The organism is Pseudomonas sp. 3296 (assembly GCF_031456615.1).
GTDB classification, from domain to species: domain Bacteria; phylum Pseudomonadota; class Gammaproteobacteria; order Pseudomonadales; family Pseudomonadaceae; genus Aquipseudomonas; species Aquipseudomonas mucoides.
Genome location: NZ_JAVDUY010000003.1, coordinates 250,300 through 271,667 on the forward strand (window position 1 = coordinate 250,300; position 21,368 = coordinate 271,667).

Below are 21,368 nucleotides of genomic sequence, written 5' to 3' on the forward strand. Positions count from 1 at the left end.
GCTGCTATTGGCGGTCATTTGGCGAATATCTCCAGCAATCGTGGCGCTATCTTGTCCAGTGGGCGAATCTCCATGGCGGCGTCGATGGCCGCGGCCGCTTTGGGCATTCCGTATACCGCACTGCTTTTCTGGTCCTGAGCGATGGTCAGGTAACCTTGTTGGCGCATGAGTTTAAGCCCCTGCGCGCCATCGCGCCCCATGCCCGTCAACAAAACCCCGACGGCGTCACCGTTCCAGTAATTGGCCACGCTCTCGAAAAACACATCGATCGAGGGCCGGTAGATTTCGTTGACCGGTTCGGCGGTGTAGGCCAGCGTGCCGTTTTTCAATAATCGAATATGGTGGTTGGTGCCGGCCAGCAACACGGTTCCGGCCTGAGGTGCTTCGCCCTCGACCGCCAGACGCACGTTCAAGCCGCTGGCGCTGCCGAGCCATTCGGCCATGCCGGCGGCGAACACCTGATCGACATGCTGCACCAGCACGATGGCCGCGGAAAAATCCCGCGGCAAGCCCTTGAGCAGGATTTCCAGCGCGGCTGGCCCGCCGGCGGATGAACCGATGGCGATCAGGCGCTGGCGCGAGGCGGAACTTCGCTGCGGGCTCGTCACCGAGCGCTCCTGATTGCCCCGCTCGCCGATCAGCCAGCCGATGTTCATAATCTTGCGCAACAACGGCGCCGCCGCTTCCTGGGCATTACCGGCACCGAGCGCCGGGGTATCGACCACATCCAGGGCGCCATGGCCCATGGCCTCGAACACCCGATGTACGTTCTGCTGGCGATCGACGGTGACGATCACAATGGCGCACGGCGTTTCGGCCATGATCCGCCGGGTGGCTTCGACGCCGTCCATGACCGGCATGATCAAATCCATCAGGATCAGGTCCGGCGTCTGTTCGGCACACTTTTGCACGGCCTCCTTGCCATCGCTGGCAACCCAGATGACCTGGTGCGCCGGTTCAAACGCCAGGGCGCGGCGCAGGGCCTCCACCGCCATGGGCATGTCGTTGACGATCGCGATTTTCATGCCCGTGCTCCTCCGATGAGCTCAACCACTGCATCAAGCAGGGCATCGTCATGAAAACTGGCTTTGGCTAGATAATAGTCGGCCCCGGCGTCCAGTCCACGACGGCGATCCTCTTCACGATCCTTGTACGACACCACCATTACCGGCAGTGATTGCAGGCGGTTGTCGCGGCGCAACAATGACACCAATTCGATGCCATCCATGCGCGGCATATCAATGTCGGTGATCAGCAAATCGAAATCCTCCGAACGCAGGGCGTTCCAGCCATCCATACCATCAACGGCCACCGCCACCTCGTAGCCGCGATTGAGCAGCAGTTTGCGTTGCAACTCGCGAACCGTCAGTGAGTCGTCGACCACCAGAATCCGTTTGCGCGCCGCTTCGGCCACTTGATTGCTGTGTCGGGCAATGCGCTCCAGGCGCCCGGTATTAAGCAGTTTATCCACCGAGCGCAGCATGTCTTCAACGTCGACGATCAGCACCACCGACCCGTCGTCGAGCAAGGCACCGGCGGAGATGTCCTGCACCTTGCCCAGTCGCTCGTCCAGCGGCAATACCACTAACGTCCTCTCGCCGATAAAACGCTCGACCGCTACGCCATAAATCGCTTCGCGCTCTCGGATGACCACGACCTTGAGGGTTTGCTGACTGTTCGGGTTGATCGGGCGCTGCAACAGTTGACTGGCCGCCACCAACCCGACATGCCGCCCTTCGTGCCAGAAGTGCTGTCGGCCTTCGACCTGCACGATGTCTTGCGGCTCGAGGTCGCACATGCGTTCGATGTGGGCCAGCGGAAACGCATAAGCCTCGTCACCGACCTCCACCACCAGGCTGCGGACCACCGACAGTGTCAGCGGCACTTCAAGGTGGAAACGACTGCCCTCGCCCACCGTCTGTTCCAGCACCACTGCACCGCGCAACTGGCGCACCATGTGTTGAACCGCATCCAGGCCCACGCCGCGCCCGGACACTTCGGTGACCGTGCCGCGCAGACTGAAACCCGGCAAGAATAAAAACGTCAGCAGCTCTTCTTCACTCAGTTGAGCGGCCGTTTCCGCTGGGGATAACTGCCGCTCGATGACAGTGCGGCGGACCTTTTCCAGATCGACACCATGGCCGTCATCACTCAATTCCAGCACCAGCAGACCGGCCTGGTGGGAGGCGCGCAGACGAATCACACCTTCCGCCGGTTTACCGGCCAGCAGCCGTTGTTCCGGGGATTCGATGCCGTGATCCACGGCGTTGCGCAGCAAGTGCGTCAGCGGCGCTTCAAGTTTCTCCAGGACGTCGCGGTCGACCTGGGTTTTCTCACCCTCGATTTCGAGTCGAACCTGTTTGCCCAGGTCCCGGCCCAGGTCGCGAACCATGCGCACCTGCCCGGTCAACACATCGGCAAACGGACGCATGCGACAGGCCAGCGCGGTGTCGTACAACACCTGAGCGCGCTGACTGGCCTGCCAGGCGAATTCATCCAGTTCGGCGTTTTTCTCGATCAGCAGTTGCTGGGATTCCGCCAGCAACCGCCGCGCATCTTCGAGCGCTTCCTGGGCTTCCAGACTCAAGGCGTGATCCTTGAGATGGACGTTGAGGTTTTCCAGGGCCCGCAGACCGTTATTCTGCATGCGCTTGAGGCGTTGCATGGTCGCCAGATGCGGCTTGAGGCGCTGGGTTTCCACCAGGGATTTGCTCGACAGGTCGAGCAGGCTGTTCAAGCGTTCGGCCGTGACGCGCAATACGCGCTCACCGTTTTCAGTGGTGCGTTTGGTCTTGCGGGGAGCATCAATCGGCGCGGTGGGAGGCGGCTCGACCACCAGGACTGGCAGTTCGTCGCGGGGTTGTTCGGGTTGACGCTCGGTCACCAGCGGTGCGGCGGGCGTGAGCGGATCGAGCAACCGCGTCATCAACGCCACATAGGCCTCGATGTCCGCCGGTGTCAGGCTGTTGTTGGGCGTGGCGATGCGCATCAGCAGGTCGGTGCCTTGCAACAACGCATCAATGTGCTCGGGCCGCAGGTACAGGCGCCCTTCCTGAGCACTGACCAGGCAATCTTCCATCACATGCGCGACGCTGACCCCGGCATCGACACCGACGATCCGCGCCGCGCCCTTGAGCGAGTGCGCTGCGCGCATGCAGGATTCGAGTTGATCGGCCTGCGTCGGGTTGCGTTCCAGAGCCAACAGCCCTGCGCTCAGCACTTGGGTCTGGGCCTCGGCTTCAAGGCTGAACAGCTCCAACAACGAGGAGTCGCGCATTTGCTCGGGGGTCATGTGAGGCTCCGGGTCACAGCGGACAGCAATTGTTCTTCATCCAGCCAACGCACGCTACGCCCCTTGAAGGGCAACACGCCTCGGGTGTACTTGCCGCTGGCCTGGGTGCCGGATTGCGAGGCGGCATCCAGAATGCGCTCGTCAATGGCATGAATCCCGTCGACCTCGTCCACCGGCACCACCACCGGCCCACCGTGCGCGGCGATGATCAACATGCGCGGCATGACCCGAGCGCTGGAAGCCACGTTGTGGGTAGCGTCGAGCCCGAGCAATTCCACCAGCGACAGGCACGCGACCAATGCGCCGCGCACATTCGCCACGCCGAGCAAGGCCCGGGAACGCTGATGCGGCAAGGAATGAATGGCTTGCAGCGGCGCCACTTCCACGAGGCTGCGGGTGGTCAGTGCCAGCCATTCTTCGCCGAGCCTGAACGTCAACAGCGAACGGGTTTTTACATCGGTTTCAACCGTCGCCGAGCGTTGCACACGGTCGTCCTGCTGCAATGCGTAGCGGTCGAGCAAGCGCGTGGCGGCGGCCGAGTACACCGCACAGTTGCGGCAGTGAATGTGCTCGCTCAGCAGCGGGCAAGACTTGTCGCCGTGGATGCCGATACGGTTCCAGCAATCGTCGATGGCCTGGGCATCTTCGTGGGTGACGTTCAAGGTGTCGGAGGCGCTCATCGTTTACGCTCACTGTCGGCGCGCTCGCTGCGGGCGGCGCGGTCCTGCAATCGTCTGGCACCCGCTGCGTCGCCCTGGGATTGCAGCAACGCTGCCAGGTGCATCAACGCGTCGGGATGTTGCGGTTCAAGGTACAACGCCTTGCGATAAAAGCCTTGGGCTTCGAGGGCGTTGCCGCCGACATCGCTGAGCAATCCCAGCCAGTAAAACACCTGGGCGACCGGTTCGTGACTACGTAAATACTGTTCGCACGCGATGCGCGCTTCAACACTTTTGCCTTCGTTGGCCAGCACGGCGATGTTCGCGAGCAACGCGGTGGCGTCCGAGGCTTTCACCGTGACCGGGGGCAGCGCGGTGCCGGCGAACGGTCGATTGCGCACCGGGGGTGCAGGCACGCTGCGCGTCGATTGTCGCACCGGCAACGGGGCCGGCACGAACACAGGAAACGGTTCTGGCTCCGGCACACGCTGACGGCTGAACGCAAACGACTGCGCAATGCCAATCGAACGCATGCCAAAACGCCCGAGCAAACCGCCCTCGGCCGGGCCGATAAACAGCACGCCGTCGACATGGGTCAGGCGCTTGAGCACCTCGAATACCTGCTGCTGAGTCGGCTGGTCGAAATAGATCAGCAAGTTGCGGCAGAACACAAAGTCATACGGCGGCTCGCTGGCCAGCAACGCCGGATCGAGCAGGTTGCCGACCTGCAAGCGCACCTGTTCCAGCACGCGATCACTGAGGCGATAGGCGTCGCGTTCGGCGCTGAAATACCGGTCACGAAAGGCAATGTCCTGCCCCCGAAACGAGTTTTTTCCGTACAACGCACGCCGGGCTTTTTCCACCGACAGCGGGCTGACGTCCATACCTTCCACCTTGAACTGATGGGGCTTGAGTCCGGCATCGAGCAAGGCCATGGCGATGGAATACGGTTCTTCGCCGGTTGAGCACGGCAGGCTGAGAATCCGCAGTGCGCGCATGTTGTTGATCTCGGCCAGGCGTTTGCTGGCCAGTTTCGCCAGTGTCGCGAACGATTCCGGGTAACGGAAAAACCAGGTCTCGGGCACGATCACCGCTTCGATCAGCGCCTGCTGTTCATCCTGCGAACCTTGCAGCGTGTGCCAATACTCGTCAGCCGTCAGCGCACGGGAGGCAATGCTGCGCTGACGCACTGCGCGCTCAATGATCGCCGGGCCGACCGAGGTCACGTCGAGGCCGATACGCTCCTTGAGGAAATCGAAAAATCGTTGATCGCTGCTCATGACCGCTCCTCAAGCAGCGCCGGATTGAGAGGCGGCGACGGGAACAACAGCGCGCGAACTTGATCATCGAGTAAATCGGCAACCCGCACCCATTGCAGCAAACCTTGCGCATCTTCGCGCACCGGCCCGAGGTAAGGCGCCTGGCGATTGTCCAGGCCATAGGGCTTGAAGTCCGCCGGGTTGCAACGCAGCGTGTCAGTCGCCTGCTCCAGAATCAGCCCCAGCCATTGCGTCGGGGTTGATTCATGCGGACGATAATTGACCAGCACCAGCCGTGTGCTGGTGCGGGCCTGCGCCGGTTGGCCGAAGGTCAGCGCACTGAGGTCGATCACCGGCACCACCGCGCCGCGATAGGCAAACACCCCGGCGACCCAATGCGGCGCCTGGGCAATCGGCTTCAACGGCAGCCGTGGCAGCACTTCCGCCACTTCGATGGCCTGCAAGGCAAAGCGCTCACTGCCGATGCGAAACACCAGGTACAACGATTGCTTGATCGGCACTCCGGCGCCGCGTTTGGCCGCGAGTTCGCTCATCAGACTTTGAATCGCGAAACGCCGCTGCGCAGCCCTACAGCGACCTGGCTCAGCTCATCGATGGCAAAACTGGCCTGGCGCAACGACTCGACGGTCTGACTGCTGGCATCACCCAACTGCACCAACGCGTGGTTGATCTGCTCGGCGCCGGTGGCCTGCGCCTGCATGCCCTCGTTAACCATCAACACTCGCGGCGCCAGCGCCTGAACCTGGTGGATGATCTGCGACAGCTGCTCGCCGACCTGCTGCACTTCGGACATGCCACGGCGTACTTCTTCGGAGAATTTGTCCATGCCCATGACCCCGGCCGATACCGCCGACTGGATCTCGCGCACCATCTGCTCAATGTCATAGGTGGCGACGGCCGTCTGGTCCGCCAGACGTCGCACTTCAGTGGCAACCACCGCAAAACCACGCCCATATTCCCCCGCCTTTTCGGCTTCGATGGCAGCGTTCAGCGACAGTAAATTGGTCTGGTCGGCGACTTTGACGATGGTCACCACCACCTGGTTAATGTTGCCGGCCTTTTCGTTGAGGATCGCCAGTTTGGCGTTGACCAGATCGGCGGCGCCCATCACCGAATGCATGGTTTCTTCCATGCGCGCCAGGCCTTGCTGCCCGGAACCGGCCGCCACCGAAGCCTGGTCGGCGGCGGTGGAGACTTCGGTCATGGTGCGCACCAGGTCACGGGACGTCGCGGCGATTTCACGGGAGGTAGCGCCGATTTCGGTGGTGGTGGCGGCGGTTTCGGTGGCGGTGGCTTGCTGCTGTTTAGACGTGGCGGCGATTTCAGTGACCGACGTGGTGACCTGCACCGACGAGCGCTGGGCCTGGGACACCAGGGACGTCAGTTCGGTCATCATGTCGTTGAAGCCGGTTTCCACCGCGCCGAATTCATCCTTTCGCTCCAGATTCAAACGGCCGCTGAGGTCGCCGGTGCGCATGATTTCGAGGATTTTCACGATACGGTTCATCGGCGCCATGATCGCGCGCATCAGCAACAAACCGCAGAAACCGGCGGCCAATACCGCCACCAACAAGGAAATGCCCATGCTGATTTTTGCCGTCAGCACGGCATCGTCGATGGCGGCCATGTCGTTGTCGGCCACGGCTTTGTTTTCACGGATGATGTCATTGAGTTTCATCCGGCCGGCAGTCCACGCCGGGGTCAACTGCTCGTTGAACAGCTTGATCGCCTCGGCTTCCTGATTGTTCTTATGCAGGTCGAGCACCTTCATCAGGATCTTCTGGAAATCCTCATGCAGTTTTTCGAAGGCCGCAATTTCGACCTTGTCCTCATCCGTGGTCACCGTGCCACGATAGTTATTGATCTGCTCCACCAGTCGCGCCTCGAACGCCTGGAAATCGGCGGCGTCCTCGGCACTGATGCCCTGCCCCTCCTTGAGGCCGAGCATTTCCTGGGTTCGAAGAAAACTGTCCACCCAGCCACTGCGAATCATCGAGCTGAAATACACCCCGGGAAGCGCGTCATCGCGAACACTTTCTTCGCTCGCCTCGATCTTCAACAGCCGCGAATACGAGACAACCACCATCAACAGCATGATGGCGATGATCACCGCAAAACTCGCCAAGATGCGTTGGCGCAACGTCCAGTTTTTCACAGTCAGTCCTCGGGGCGGCTCAAATGCTGGGGAGTATAGCTGAGGGTGTTTCATTTATAAGACGTGGGAGTGCCGCGTCTCACTTTGCCTGGAAACTGTGGAGTGAGCTCTGGCGGGATTTCTGTTGGATCGGGTGGAGGGTGTCAGTGGTGAATCGGAAGACAGGGGTCATTGGCGTGTGTGGTGATGCTGAAATGCCATTGTGGGAACGAGGCCCGGGCCGGCTCACTCCCACACTCGACCGGATTGCTCAGAAGCGAGACCCAATGTGGGAGCAGGCCGGCTCGGGGCGGCGTCCAGACGAAAAACGCTGATGGGCTTAACTGGAAACGACGGATCTACAAAACATCCAGCCCCCCTGACTGCCTTAGACCCGCCTCCAGAACTATTCGACTTGAATAGCGGTGACGATCGATTTGTTTTTATAGGCTACATAGAGGCGGGAACTATCAGGGCTCACCACCAGGCTGCATGGATCACCTGCAACCGCAAACGTCTTGACCACCTTCAGACTCACAGTATCAAGCGCCTTCACTGTTGCTCCCTCACTGGCAAAAAAGAGCAATCGACCGTCCGGACTCAAGGCGAGCTCGCCGGGGTTGTTAACATCGACGGAGTCGGTAACAAGTAACGTTTGAGAGTCAACTATCCTTATTTTTTGGTTACTTAGATCATCAGCGTAGATGCGTTTTCCATCAGGGCTGATTACAAGAGATCGTGCATCCCAGGTCGGCACAACTCGCTTAACCACTGAATCATTACTTGTCGAGATACTGACAAACTTTCGATCATAAAAATATGTATGAAAAGTGAATATATGTTTTCCATCAGGAGCAAGTACTAGTAAATCACCTCCCGGCAACTGGAGAGCTGCATCACGCTTGAGCGCGATATCAGTCTTTGCCATCCCATCAAAGCTAATAACATAGGCATGGGTACCTTCCAGATTGAAAACACACGCCCCGGAGTTATGACGCGCTATTCTAATCTGGGTTTGTTCTCCTGACGATAAGTCAATAACCAGACGAGAATAACTAAACAGACTACTCGTAAAGACCTGATCACTGTCAGGGCCCACGTCAAAATTGTACGCGTTCAATTTTTCCATTCGCTCGCCCACCACTTGAAGGGTGGCGGCATCAATAACTGCCAACAAACCGTTACCGGAGTCCGGTTTATTCACTAAAATCTTTGTACCATCCGGACTGATTGAAACACGACCGAAAAGCCAAGAGAGCGAAGGAGAATCTGGAGTAAAACCAACATCCAACACCCCAACCTTTCCTCGATGTGTGATATCCAACTTTGCAGTCACGGCCTTGCCGTCATATTCAGCCTTGATGGTGTAAGTAGAATTTGGAACATCCGACCCTCTCACACCTCGGACTTTCAGCTTACCAAACAAATCCGTCTTGAACTCACGCTTCCCCGTAGTGCCATCCGCATAGTTAAAGGTAGTGGGAAGGGTCACCCACACCGATTTCTCTTTGATGAACTCTCCGTTTTCGTCAACCAGTTTCAGCAATATGTCGGTCAGTCGCCCCATCGGCGCAATGCGATACGGCGCATTGAGAAACTCCAGCGTCGCTTTCATTCCGGCAGTGACCAACGTGTATCGCTTCAACGTGAAGGTCTTAATCGTGTTGGCATTTTCATTAGGGTGGAAGTCCACGCGCAACCGGACTCGCAACTCTTTACCCGGCTCGAACAGCTCCAGCTCTTTGCGCGGCAATACGTAATCGAGACCGTTCTGGATCTCTGTCGACGTCAAGGTTTTCCCCACGGCAATCGCCACGGTCTTGGAATTGCCATCCTTGCCGGCACCCAGGACATGCAGCCAGATTTTTTGCCCAGCCCCGATAAATGGCCAAGACGCACAGACGATGTGGGCATCGCCGGTAAACGCCCGCAGATCCACTGTGTTCGTTCCATAGGCCTCAACAATTTCCGGCGTCGGAAAGTTGGGATCCGTCACATTGACGCTGTCGATGGTAAGGGTCAGCGGCTGCGACTCCGTCTCCTTGCCACCACTCAACAGGACCCACGTGAATGCCACCGACAGGCCTGCGTTGGCCAGAATGAACGCCGGGGTCAGCTGAAAATTCGCGCGGTAGTTGGCATTAAAAGCCACAAATGTGAATACCGGTGTCCCGGCTCCCACAGCCCCACCCCTCACCACCAATTTGGCTTTATCGCCGGGTTTGAAGCCTTTGGCCCAATCCACCCGGACCACGAAACCCGTGGTGTGCTTGTTGGGATAGATCACATTGCCCACCAGCGCCGGCACAAATGGAGCGGGCGCAAGCTCTACTTTGGGCGTCAGGTCGACCTTGATCGAGAGGGCCGGCGATGGCAGTGAGTTCTGGGTATCGTTCCCCAGTTGGTCGTTTACCGTGTAAAAAATCTTAAAGCCCGGGCTGTTGCCGCCGCCAACGAAAGCGGCTTTGGACAGCAAGATGTCGAACGCCCCGCCTAGATCGTCCTTAGTCACGGTGTACTTGAAGGGAAATCCGTTGCAGTCCACCGTCACCACGTCGTGCAATTTGGCAAACGCGTAAGAGACAGTGAGCGGAACGCCTCGCTCGGCCTCTTCCAGGTCGACACCGTTTTGTTTGACGTCTTCAGGCAAATCAATGCCCAACCCTTCGTGGATGTCTTTGTCGTCGTTTATCGGGTCATCGCCACCCGGCAGATTCAAGCTGTACAGCGTCCACTGCGTGGGTGACGTATCGTCATTGCCACTCAAACGCCTGGCTAAGTAATGGAAAGAGTTCGCCCCCTCACGAAGCCTGGCCCTGGGCACTTCGAAAGTGGTGCGTTTTGTGTCCGGGTCGACCGTGAAAGGGACTGTGATGCGCACGCCGTTGTGGTGGAGCTCCAAAGAGTCAGCCGCAGGAAATGGCGGGTCCGCAACCACTTTCAGATGCCTGCCCGCAGTGAGTACCAACGGCACCCCGACAGGGTCTATAACCTTCGGGTCTTCTGATTTGACGCCTGGCGTTGAACCCGGAACTTTGAGTGGCGACAGCGCCAGGACTCCGGATTCACTCGAGATATCAGACATAACACCGCTCCTATTCGACAGGCCGCGAAGAGCGGCGTGGGTAGCGATATCAGATCCCTGAAACGCTTTCCCGGCTACTGTCAGAAATAACAGGTACAGGGCACTTCAAGACGAAAGGCCATTGGTTTGGGATCATTTCTCCACGGCCCACAAACGAGAAAACCCGCTTCCTTTTCATCAAGAAGCGGGTTTGTCGTTTGGAGTTTCGAAGAGAAATCGTTGCTTACATCGAAGCCTGGCGCACCTGCTTCTCCAACTCAGCCTTTAAACCTGGCTCAAGTTTGAGTTGCCGCGCCAGTTCATCCAGGTAGGACTTCTCCATGAAGTTCTGTTCATCCACCAACATCACGCTGGCGATGTACATTTCGGCGGCCATTTCCGGCGTGCTGGCCGCGCGGGCGACCTCTGCAGGGTCGAGCGGTTTGCTGAGTTCGGCATGCAGCCACTGCTGCAATTCCTGATCGTTGTCGAGCTTGGTGAATTCGCCTTCTATCAATGCGCGCTCTCGGTCATCAACGTGGCCATCGGCTTTGGCCGCAGCAACCAACGCCTTGAGAATCGCCTGGCTGTGCAACTCGACTTGCGCGGGTGGCAGGCGGTCGAGTGTTTGTGGTTCGGTCTTTGGCGCAGTGCCCTGCTGGGCCTGCCAGTTGCCGTAAGCCTTGTAGGCAACCACACCAAGTGCCGCGAGGCCGCCGTAGACGGCGACTTTGCCGCCGACGCTGCGGGCCTTTTTGCTGCCGAGCAACAGGCCCATGGCGCCCGCCGCCAACGCACCACCGCTCGCGCCCGAGAGTAATCCACCGAGGCCACCGCTGGATGCCTTTTTCTGACTCCCGCCGGACTTGTTCTGCAACAGGTCCTGACCGGATTTGAGCAGTTGATCGAGCAAACCACGGGTATTCATTTTGCCGCCTCCACGAAAGGGATAACCGGCCACCAGCCTAGATCGAAAGTACCCGGCGTCTCTCGGCGAGTGTGCTTCCAGATGTTGCTCATCTCTTGTAACACCCGCGGGCCCATCAGTTAAAACGATATACACTCAAGCAAATCTATAAAAACCGCCCACCGGGTACTTCCCCCATGATGACCTTGCGTCAGATTCGTCATTTCATCGCCGTGGCAGAGACCGGCTCGATCTCCGCCGCCGCGCAAACTGCGTTCATCTCCCAATCGACCTTGACTCTGGCAATCCAGCAACTGGAAGAGGAGATCGGCGTCAGCCTGTTCAACCGACACGCCAAGGGCATGAGCCTCACCCACCAGGGCCACCAATTCCTGCGCCAGGCGCACCTGATTCTCGCCACCGTCGATAACGCCAAACGCAGCCTGCAACAGAGCACCGACCAGGTGGCCGGCCAGTTGATCATCGGCGTGACCAGCCTCGTGGCCGGCTACTACCTGGCGGATTTGCTCACCCGCTTTCAGCGCGCCTACCCCAACGTCGAGATTCGGGTGATGGAGGATGAACGCCCCTACATCGAGCATTTGCTGGTCAGCGGCGAGATCGACGTTGGTGTGTTGATCCTCTCCAACCTCGAGGATCGTCACGCCCTGCAAACCGAAGTCCTGACACATTCGCCTCACCGCTTATGGCTGCCGGCGCAGCATCCATTGCTGGAACACGACAGCATCAACCTCGCTGACGTGGCCCGTGAGCCGTTGATTCAGTTGAACGTCGATGAAATGGACCGCAACGCTCAGCGCATGTGGTCTGCAGCCTCCTTGCAACCGCGCATCACACTCCGCACGGCCTCAACGGAGGCAGTGCGAAGCCTGGTGGCCGCCGGTTTGGGCGTGTCGATCCAGCCTGACATGACCTATCGACCGTGGTCGCTGGAGGGCGACATCATTGAAGCGCGGCCGATTGCCGACTTGAGTCAGACCCTTGACGTCGGCCTGGCCTGGCGTCGCGGCACCGCGCGCCCGGCGTTGGTGGACCCGTTCCTGACGGTCGCACGCGAACAACCCCACGGCGGACGCAAGCCATCTATTTAATCGAACGCCACCTTCAGTATTTAGTATTTGTCGACCTCGGGTCCGCGCACTAGTCTTGCTGCATCTATATAAGACGGCCGGGCCCCAGTCACAGGGAGCAGCATGGCCATACAAGAAAAGAGAACCCGAAAAATGGCTGGCGCGCAGACCCCGTTGTTCACCGCGTTGTTGATCGATGGCGAATTGGTCGCAGGCCAGGGTTTTGTCGAACCGATTCTCAACCCCGCCACCGGGGAAGTGCTGACGCACATTGCCGAAGCCAGCACCGAGCAGGTCGAAGCCGCCATTCTCGCCGCCCACCGCGCCTTTACGGCTTGGTCACGGACCACCCCGCAGCAACGCTCGAACCTGCTGCTGGACATCGCCAACGCCATCGAAAAACAAGCCGACCTCCTCGCCCGCCTCGAATCCCTGAACTGTGGCAAGCCGTTGCACCTGGCCCGTCAGGACGACTTGAGCGCGACGGTCGATGTGTTCCGCTTCTTTGCCGGCGCCGTGCGCTGTCAGACCGGCCAGCTCAGCGGCGAATACCTGCCGGGCTACACCAGCATGGTGCGCCGCGATCCTATTGGGGTCGTCGCGTCGATTGCGCCGTGGAACTACCCGATCATGATGGCCGCGTGGAAAATCGCCCCGGCCCTCGCCGCCGGCAACACCCTGGTGTTCAAGCCGTCCGAACACACCCCGCTGTCGATTCTGGCACTGGCCCCGGCGCTCGCAGAGATTCTGCCGCGCGGCGTGATCAACATCGTCTGCGGCGGCGGTGAAGGCGTCGGCAGCCATTTGGTCAGTCACCCGAAAATCCGCATGGTGTCGTTGACCGGCGATATCGTCACCGGGCAAAAAATCCTCCAGGCCGCAGCGAAAACCCTGAAACGCACCCACCTCGAACTCGGCGGCAAAGCCCCGGTGATCGTCTGCAACGATGCGGACATTCAGGCTGTGGTCGAAGGTGTGCGCACTTACGGTTATTACAACGCCGGTCAGGATTGCACCGCCGCGTGCCGGATTTATGCACAAGCCGGGATTCATGACCGGTTGGTGGCCGAGCTCGGCGCGGCGGTCAGCAGCCTGCGCTTTGCCGGTAAACGCGACGCCGACAATGAAATCGGCCCGCTGATCAGCACCCGCCAGCGCGACCGCGTGGCCAGCTTCGTCGAACGCGCCCTCGGCCAGCCGCATATCGAACGGGTGACCGGCGCGGCAGTGCACTCCGGCGCTGGCTTCTACTACCAACCGACACTGCTGGCCGGCTGCAAGCAGAGCGATGAGATCGTCCAGCGCGAAGTGTTCGGGCCGGTGGTCACCGTGACCCGCTTCGACGAACTCGAACAAGCGGTGGATTGGGCCAACGACTCTGAATACGGCCTCGCCTCGTCGGTCTGGACCCAGAACCTCGACAAGGCGATGCAAGTCGCGGCGCGCTTGCAGTACGGCTGCACCTGGATCAACAGCCATTTCATGCTGGTCAGCGAAATGCCCCATGGCGGCCTGAAACGTTCGGGTTACGGCAAAGACTTATCCAGCGATTCGCTCCAGGACTACAGCGTGGTGCGGCACATCATGGCGCGCCACGGACAACATCTCTGACTACGCTAATAACAAGCCGCTAACGGCATGCTTCACCACGTTCACAACTGCCCCGACCATAATTAAAGAAGAGGGAATTCCCATGTTCGTGCACAAGACCGCACTGCTCAGTGCAATCACTACCGCGCTGCTGGCGAGTGCCAGTCTCCAGGCCGCCGAACCGCTCAAAGCGGTGGGTGCCGGCGAAGGCCAGCTGGATATTGTGGCTTGGCCGGGTTACATCGAACGTGGCGAAAGCGACAAGGCCTACGACTGGGTGACCGGTTTCGAGAAGGAGACCGGCTGCAAGGTCAATGTGAAAACCGCGGCCACCTCCGATGAAATGGTCAGCCTGATGGCCAAGGGTGGCTACGACCTGGTAACCGCATCCGGCGATGCGTCGCTGCGGTTGATCGTCGGCAAGCGTGTGCAACCGATCAACACCGCGTTGATCCCGAACTGGAAGAACATCGACCCGCGCCTGAAAGATGCGCCTTGGTATGTGGTTAACAAGCAAACCTACGGCACTCCGTATCAGTGGGGCCCGAACGTGTTGATGTACAACACCAACGTATTCAAGACCGCGCCCACCAGTTGGGGCGTGGTGTTCAACGCGCAAAACCTGCCGGACGGCAAGCCGAACAAGGGCCGCGTGCAGGCCTATGACGGCCCGATCTACATCGCCGACGCCGCGCTGTACCTGAAATCCGCCAAGCCGGAATTGGGTATCCAGAACCCGTATGAACTGACCGAAACCCAGTACAAAGCCGTGCTTGATCTGCTGCGCGCCCAGCAGCCGCTGATCCACCGCTACTGGCATGACACCACCGTGCAGATGAGCGACTTCAAAAACGAAGGCGTGGTCGCCTCCGGTGCATGGCCCTATCAAGTCAACGGCCTGATGAACGAGAAGCAGCCGATTGCGTCGACCATTCCAAAAGAAGGCGCCACCGGTTGGGCCGACACCACCATGATGCACGCCGAGGCCAAGCACCCGAACTGCGCTTACAAATGGATGGACTGGTCGCTGCAACCGAAAGTCCAGGGTGATGTGGCGGCGTGGTTTGGTTCGTTGCCAGCGGTGCCGGCGGCGTGCACCGGCAGCGAGTTGCTCGGTGCTGAAGGCTGCAAGACCAATGGTTTCGACCAGTTCGAGAAGATCGCCTTCTGGAAAACCCCGCAGGCTGAAGGCGGCAAGTTCGTGCCCTACAGCCGCTGGACCCAGGACTACATCGCGATTATGGGCGGCCGTTAAGCCCTCATCGCGAGCAGGCTCCCTCCCACATGTAAACGCATTCCAATGTGGGAGCGAGCCTGCTCGCGATGCTTTTAAAGATTCAGATTTTTGGAGCACCGCACCATGACGCTTGCAGTCCAGTTCACCAACGTTTCCCGTCTGTTCGGCGAAGTGAAAGCCGTAGACCGGGTTTCCATCGACATCCAGGACGGCGAGTTTTTCTCCATGCTGGGCCCTTCCGGCTCGGGCAAAACCACCTGTTTGCGCCTGATCGCCGGTTTCGAACAACCGAGCGCAGGCTCGATCCGAATTCATGGCGAAGAAGCCGCCGGGCTGCCGCCGTATGAGCGTGACGTCAACACCGTGTTTCAGGATTACGCGCTGTTCCCGCACATGAACGTCCTCGACAACGTCGCCTACGGTTTGAAAGTCAAAGGCGTCGGTAAAGCCGAGCGCCAGAAACGCGCCGAAGAAGCCCTCGACATGGTCGCCCTCGGCGGCTACGGCGAGCGCAAACCGGTGCAGCTGTCCGGCGGTCAGCGCCAGCGTGTGGCCCTCGCCCGCGCCCTGGTCAATCGCCCGCGTGTGCTGCTGCTCGACGAGCCGTTGGGCGCCCTCGACTTGAAGTTGCGCGAGCAAATGCAAAGCGAGCTGAAGAAGCTGCAACGCCAGCTCGGCATCACCTTCATCTTCGTCACTCACGACCAGACTGAAGCGCTGTCGATGTCTGATCGCGTGGCCGTGTTCAACAAGGGCCGTATCGAACAGGTCGACACCCCACGCAATCTCTACATGAAGCCGGCAACGACCTTTGTCGCCGAATTTGTCGGCACCTCGAACGTGATTCGCGGCGATCTGGCCAGGCAGTTAAGCGGCAACCCACAGCCCTTTTCGATTCGCCCGGAACACGTGCGATTTGCCGAAGGTCCACTGGCCAGCCACGAGATCGAAGTCAGCGGATTGCTCCATGACATCCAGTACCAGGGCAGCGCCACGCGCTATGAGATGAAACTGGAAAACGGTCAGACCCTGAACATCAGCCAGGCCAACAGCCAATGGCTGGACGTCAGCGCCCAGCACCAGACCGGGCAGCGCATCAGCGCTCGCTGGGCACGGGAAGCGATGATCCCGCTGCACGACACCGTTGTCGGCGGGGTGTGAGATGAACACCGTGGCTATCCCTCAAACCCCGGCCAGCGGTTCGCCGTTGCGCAGACTGTCCAACCTGCTGTATCGCCGGCCGAACCTGTACCTGTCGATGCTGCTGGTGCCGCCGCTGCTGTGGTTCGGCGCGATCTACCTCGGCTCGTTGCTGGTGCTGCTGTGGCAAGGTTTCTACACCTTCGATGACTTCACCATGGCGGTCACGCCCGACCTGACCCTGGCGAACTTCGCTGCCCTGTTCCAGCCGTCGAACTTCGACATCATCCTGCGCACCTTGAGCATGGCCGTCGTCGTGTCGATCGCCAGCGCCATCGTCGCGTTCCCGATCGCCTACTACATGGCGCGCTACACCACCGGCAAGACCAAGGCGTTTTTCTACATCGCGGTGATGATGCCGATGTGGGCCAGCTACATCGTCAAGGCGTATGCCTGGACCCTGCTGCTGGCCAAGGGCGGCGTCGCGCAGTGGTTCGTTCAGCACATGGGGCTGGAGCCGGTTTTGCAGTTTGTGCTGGGCATCCCGGGCGTGGGCGGCAGCACCTTGTCGACCTCGCATCTGGGCCGCTTCATGGTGTTCGTCTACATCTGGCTGCCGTTCATGATCCTGCCGATCCAGGCGTCGCTGGAACGCCTGCCGCCATCGCTGTTGCAAGCCTCGGCAGACCTCGGCGCCAAACCGCGCCAGACCTTCATGCAGGTGATTCTGCCGCTGTCGATTCCGGGTATCGCCGCCGGTTCGATCTTCACCTTTTCCCTGACTCTGGGCGACTTCATCGTGCCGCAACTGGTGGGCCCACCGGGCTACTTCGTTGGCAGCATGGTGTATGCCCAGCAAGGCGCGATCGGCAACATGCCGATGGCCGCGGCCTTCACGCTGGTGCCGATTGTGCTGATCGCCATTTACCTGTCCATCGTCAAACGACTGGGGGCCTTCGATGCACTCTGACAAAGCCTCTTGGGGCCTGAAAATCGCAGCCTGGGGCGGGTTGCTGTTTTTGCACTTTCCGATCCTGATCATCTTCCTGTACGCCTTCAACACCGAAGACGCGGCGTTCAGCTTTCCGCCCAAGGGTTTCACCCTGAAGTGGATCGGTGTGGCGTTCTCGCGCCCCGACGTGCTGGAAGCGATCAAGTTGTCGTTGCAGATCGCTTCGATCGCCACGCTGATCGCCATGGTCCTCGGCACGCTGGCTTCAGCGGCGTTGTACCGGCGCGACTTCTTCGGCAAGCAAGGCATCTCGCTGATGCTGATCCTGCCGATTGCGTTGCCGGGGATCATCACCGGGATCGCATTGCTGGCAACCTTCAAGACGCTGGGGATCGAGCCGGGGATGTTCACCATCATCGTCGGCCACGCAACCTTCTGCGTGGTGATCGTCTACAACAACGTCATCGCCCGTTTGCGCCGCACTTCGCACAGTTTGATCGAAGCCTCGATGGACCTCGGCGCCGATGGCTGGCAGACCTTCCGCTACATCGTCCTGCCGAACCTCGGCTCGGCATTGCTGGCTGGCGGCATGCTCGCGTTTGCCCTGTCGTTCGACGAAATCATCGTCACCACCTTCACCGCCGGCCATGAACGCACCCTGCCGCTGTGGCTGCTCAACCAGCTCAGCCGCCCACGGGATGTTCCAGTAACCAACGTCGTCGCGATGCTGGTGATGATGGTGACCATGCTGCCGATCCTTGGCGCCTATTACCTGACCCGGGGTGGCGAGAGTGTGGCCGGTAGCGGCGGGAAATAACTGAATAACTGGAGAAACCCGCTCCCCCAGGGTTCCCGGCTCCTCCAAAAAAATAACGATTGCTTCGAAGAGGACAATGCCATGCAAACCAAACTCTTGATCAACGGCCAACTGATCGACGGCGAAGGCCCCGCCCAACCCGTATTCAACCCGGCCCTCGGTCGCGTGTTGGTGGAAATCAATGAAGCCAGCGAAGCCCAGGTCGATGCGGCCGTGCGTGCTGCCGATGCGGCCTTCGACAGTTGGTCGCAAACCCCGCCGAAAGAACGCTCGCTGCTGCTGCTCAAACTTGCCGACGCCATCGAAACCCATGGCGAAGAACTGGCCAAACTGGAATCGGACAACTGCGGCAAACCCTACAGCGCCGCACTGAACGACGAGATCCCGGCGATCGCCGATGTGTTTCGCTTCTTCGCCGGCGCCAGCCGTTGCATGAGCGGTTCGGCAGGCGGCGAATACTTGCCCGGCCACACCTCGATGATCCGTCGCGACCCGGTCGGCGTGATCGCGTCCATCGCACCGTGGAACTATCCGCTGATGATGGTCGCCTGGAAAATCGCCCCGGCCCTGGCTGCCGGGAATACCGTGGTGCTCAAGCCGTCGGAGCAAACGCCGCTGACCGCCCTGCGTCTGGCCGAACTGGCGTCGGACATTTTCCCGGCCGGCGTACTCAACCTGGTGTTTGGTCGTGGTCCATCGGTTGGCAGCCCATTGGTCACCCACCCGAAAGTGCGCATGGTCTCGCTGACCGGTTCGATTGCCACGGGCTCGAACATCATTTCCAGCACCGCCGACAGCGTCAAACGCATGCACATGGAATTGGGCGGCAAGGCCCCGGTGATCATCTTCGACGACGCCGACATCGACGCCGCCGTGGAAGGCATCCGCACCTTCGGTTTCTACAACGCCGGCCAGGATTGCACCGCCGCGTGCCGCATCTATGCGCAGGCTGGCATCTACGAAAAATTCGTCGAGAAACTCGGCGAGGCGGTCAGCAGCATCAAGTACGGTTTGCAGGATGATCCGTCGACCGAACTGGGGCCACTGATCACCGCACAACACCGCGATCGTGTGACCGGGTTTGTCGAGCGCGCAATCGCGCAACCGCACATTCGCCTGATCACCGGGGGCAAGGCTGTGGAAGGCAACGGGTTCTTCTTCGAGCCGACCGTGCTGGCCGATGCGCAGCAGGATGACGAAATCGTTCGCCGCGAAGTGTTCGGACCAGTGGTGTCGGTGACCCAATTCACTGACGAAGCGCAGGTGCTGGGCTGGGCCAACGATTCGGACTACGGCCTGGCGTCGTCAGTCTGGACAGCGGATGTCGGTCGCGCGCATCGGATGTCTGCTCGCTTGCAGTACGGCTGCACGTGGGTGAATACGCACTTCATGCTGGTCAGCGAAATGCCGCATGGCGGTCAGAAACTGTCCGGCTATGGGAAGGACATGTCGATGTATGGCCTGGAGGACTACACCGTCGTCCGGCATGTGATGTTCAAGCATTAAAAGCACCGCAAGATCAAGGAAGAAACCGGCACTTAGCATCACCCAGGTTCCACCCCAAAGAAGCCAAAACAATAACCACCGATCCGGGCAGCGCCTCACGGCCCCGCCACGGTTTCGGACATCCGAAATCTGCCGATTTTCCGGAGCTGACACACTATGAGTACAACACCCGAACTCGCTGTAGCCGTCGCCGACAGCGACGCCGAGCAGTTACGCAAACTGGGTTACACGTCGAACTTCAATCGCAGCATGAGCCTGTGGGAAAACTTCGCCCTGGGCTTCACTTACCTCTCGCCGGTCGTAGGGGTCTATACCCTCTTCGGCCTCTGCCTCGCCGCGGGCGGGCCACCGATGTTCTGGGCCTATTTGCTGGTCGGTTGCGGCCAATTGCTGGTATGCCTGATCTTCGGTGAAGTGGTTTCGCAATTCCCGATTTCCGGTGGCGTCTACCCGTGGGCCCGCCGCTTGGTGGGCAAACGCTGGGCGTGGATGGTCGGCTGGATCTACTCCATCGCCCTGTGCGTCACCATCGCCGCCGTTGCGGTGGGCGCCGGTCCGTACCTGGCCGCGATGATGGGCTTCGAACCGAGCAACAACACCAACATCGTCATCGCCCTGTTCCTGACGTTGTTCGCGACCCTGGTCAACCTCAGCGGCACCAAAGTGCTGGCGCGCATCGCCATGTTCGGTTTCCTGTGCGAACTGGTCGGCGCGGTGATCGTCGGCGTTTACCTGCTGGTGTTCGAGCGTCATCAGCCGCTCAGCGTGTTGTTCAACACCTTCGACATCAGCGTCGACGGCTCGTACTTGCCCGCCTTCCTCACCGCTTCGCTGGCGGGGATGTTCCTGTACTACGGCTTCGAGGCTTGCGGCGATGTGGCCGAAGAAACCCCGAACCCGAGCAAGAAAATCCCGGTGGCCATGCGCATGACCATCTACATCGGCGGCATCGCAGCGATGTTCGCCTGCCTGGCGCTGATTCTCGCCGTGCCGGACATGCAAGCCGTGATCAATGGCACCGACAAGGACCCGGTCACCACCATCCTCAACAACGCCTTCGGCCCGGTCGGTTCGAAAGTGGTGATGGGCGTGGTGATGATTTCCTTCATCTCCTGCGTCATCAGCCTGCAAGCGGCGGCGAGCCGTCTGCTGTACTCCTACGCGCGCGATGAAATGATCATCGGCAGCTCACTGCTGAAAAAGATTTCTACAGCCACTCAGGTGCCGGTAGCGGCGCTGTTCGTCTCCGGTGTCCTGCCGGCGCTGATCATCATCCTCGGCTTCTTCCTGCAGGATGCCGTGGCAACCATCGTCAGCTTCGCGGCGATCGGCATCTACCTGGCCTTCCAGATGATCGTGCTCGGGGCCCTCTATGCCCGCATGAAAGGCTGGAAACCCAGCGGCAAATTCACCCTCGGTGCCTGGGGCTGGCTGGTGAACATCGGCGCGCTGGCCTACGGCGTCGGCGCGATCGTCAACATGGCCTGGCCACGTACACCGGATGCAGCGTGGTACATCAACTACGCCATGGTGCTGAGCACGGCAATCGTGATTGGCCTGGGCTTGTTGTACATGTGGATTGCCAAGCCGTATGACCACGGGACTGCGCCTGCAGGGGATGCCTGGAAGGTTCGTCGGTAAACATAATTGCTCAGCCCGCAGCGATGCGGGGTAAAAGATGAAAAAGGGGCAGACTTCA

The 21,368-nt window shown here is 60.0% G+C and carries 16 protein-coding genes; 8 read left to right on the forward strand and 8 right to left on the reverse strand.

Annotated elements, in window-relative coordinates:
- Window positions 1–14: 14 nt before the first annotated feature.
- The 8 genes from J2X66_RS09425 to J2X66_RS09460 all read right to left on the reverse strand — a co-directional run bounded on the left by J2X66_RS09425 (window position 15) and on the right by J2X66_RS09460 (window position 11,357).
- Window positions 15–1,025 (reverse strand): chemotaxis response regulator protein-glutamate methylesterase, encoded by a 1,011-nt coding sequence (locus J2X66_RS09425; RefSeq protein ID WP_310263435.1) that lies wholly within the window; start codon window positions 1,023–1,025, stop codon window positions 15–17.
- Window positions 1,022–3,292 carry a hybrid sensor histidine kinase/response regulator gene (locus J2X66_RS09430; protein ID WP_310263437.1) on the reverse strand — a complete coding sequence of 757 codons (2,271 nt, stop codon included), beginning with the start codon at window positions 3,290–3,292 and terminating at the stop codon, window positions 1,022–1,024. Before J2X66_RS09430 ends, J2X66_RS09425 begins: the two co-directional genes overlap by 4 nt.
- A complete protein-coding gene (locus J2X66_RS09435) occupies window positions 3,289–3,972 on the reverse strand; it encodes a chemotaxis protein CheW (protein WP_310263439.1) in 684 nt (227 codons plus the stop codon). The genes J2X66_RS09430 and J2X66_RS09435 overlap by 4 nt, the downstream gene beginning before the upstream one ends.
- Window positions 3,969–5,231 (reverse strand): CheR family methyltransferase, encoded by a 1,263-nt coding sequence (locus tag J2X66_RS09440; RefSeq protein ID WP_310263442.1) that lies wholly within the window; start codon window positions 5,229–5,231, stop codon window positions 3,969–3,971. The genes J2X66_RS09435 and J2X66_RS09440 overlap by 4 nt, the downstream gene beginning before the upstream one ends.
- Window positions 5,228–5,764, reverse strand: coding sequence for a chemotaxis protein CheW (locus J2X66_RS09445; RefSeq protein ID WP_310263445.1), 537 nt, complete (start codon window positions 5,762–5,764; stop codon window positions 5,228–5,230). The genes J2X66_RS09440 and J2X66_RS09445 overlap by 4 nt, the downstream gene beginning before the upstream one ends.
- Window positions 5,764–7,386 (reverse strand): methyl-accepting chemotaxis protein, encoded by a 1,623-nt coding sequence (locus tag J2X66_RS09450; RefSeq protein WP_310263447.1) that lies wholly within the window; start codon window positions 7,384–7,386, stop codon window positions 5,764–5,766. The genes J2X66_RS09445 and J2X66_RS09450 overlap by 1 nt, the downstream gene beginning before the upstream one ends.
- 385 nt (window positions 7,387–7,771) lie before the next feature.
- Window positions 7,772–10,450 carry a YncE family protein gene (locus tag J2X66_RS09455; protein ID WP_310263449.1) on the reverse strand — a complete coding sequence of 893 codons (2,679 nt, stop codon included), beginning with the start codon at window positions 10,448–10,450 and terminating at the stop codon, window positions 7,772–7,774.
- A gap of 223 nt (window positions 10,451–10,673) precedes the next feature.
- The gene (locus J2X66_RS09460; RefSeq protein WP_310263451.1) at window positions 10,674–11,357 is read right to left on the reverse strand and encodes a tellurite resistance TerB family protein; all 684 of its coding nucleotides are present in this window, start codon (window positions 11,355–11,357) and stop codon (window positions 10,674–10,676) included.
- Between the two features lie 176 nt (window positions 11,358–11,533).
- On the opposite strand from J2X66_RS09460, the gene J2X66_RS09465 reads away from it, so the two are divergent.
- From J2X66_RS09465 to J2X66_RS09500, 8 genes are all read left to right on the forward strand, one after another.
- Window positions 11,534–12,448: a LysR family transcriptional regulator gene (locus J2X66_RS09465; protein ID WP_090187962.1), complete on the forward strand. Its 915-nt coding sequence runs from the start codon at window positions 11,534–11,536 to the stop codon at window positions 12,446–12,448.
- A 102-nt stretch (window positions 12,449–12,550) separates the two neighbouring features.
- The gene (locus tag J2X66_RS09470) at window positions 12,551–14,038 is read left to right on the forward strand and encodes a gamma-aminobutyraldehyde dehydrogenase (RefSeq protein WP_310263453.1); all 1,488 of its coding nucleotides are present in this window, start codon (window positions 12,551–12,553) and stop codon (window positions 14,036–14,038) included.
- Window positions 14,039–14,120: 82 nt separating this feature from the next.
- Entirely contained in the window at window positions 14,121–15,272 is a 1,152-nt protein-coding gene (gene ydcS / locus J2X66_RS09475) for a putative ABC transporter substrate-binding protein YdcS (protein WP_310263455.1), read from the forward strand.
- Between the two features lie 105 nt (window positions 15,273–15,377).
- On the forward strand, window positions 15,378–16,415 hold the full coding sequence (locus tag J2X66_RS09480; protein WP_310263457.1) for an ABC transporter ATP-binding protein: 1,038 nt from the start codon (window positions 15,378–15,380) through the stop codon (window positions 16,413–16,415).
- Between the two features lies 1 nt (window position 16,416).
- Window positions 16,417–17,364: an ABC transporter permease gene (locus J2X66_RS09485; RefSeq protein ID WP_310263460.1), complete on the forward strand. Its 948-nt coding sequence runs from the start codon at window positions 16,417–16,419 to the stop codon at window positions 17,362–17,364.
- Window positions 17,354–18,163 (forward strand): ABC transporter permease, encoded by an 810-nt coding sequence (locus J2X66_RS09490; RefSeq protein ID WP_310263462.1) that lies wholly within the window; start codon window positions 17,354–17,356, stop codon window positions 18,161–18,163. The genes J2X66_RS09485 and J2X66_RS09490 overlap by 11 nt, the downstream gene beginning before the upstream one ends.
- Window positions 18,164–18,244: 81 nt before the next feature.
- Complete coding sequence (locus J2X66_RS09495; RefSeq protein ID WP_310263464.1) at window positions 18,245–19,669, forward strand: gamma-aminobutyraldehyde dehydrogenase; 1,425 nt, start codon at window positions 18,245–18,247, stop codon at window positions 19,667–19,669.
- 156 nt (window positions 19,670–19,825) lie between these two features.
- A complete protein-coding gene (locus tag J2X66_RS09500; RefSeq protein WP_310263465.1) occupies window positions 19,826–21,310 on the forward strand; it encodes an amino acid permease in 1,485 nt (494 codons plus the stop codon).
- Window positions 21,311–21,368: the final 58 nt, after the last annotated feature.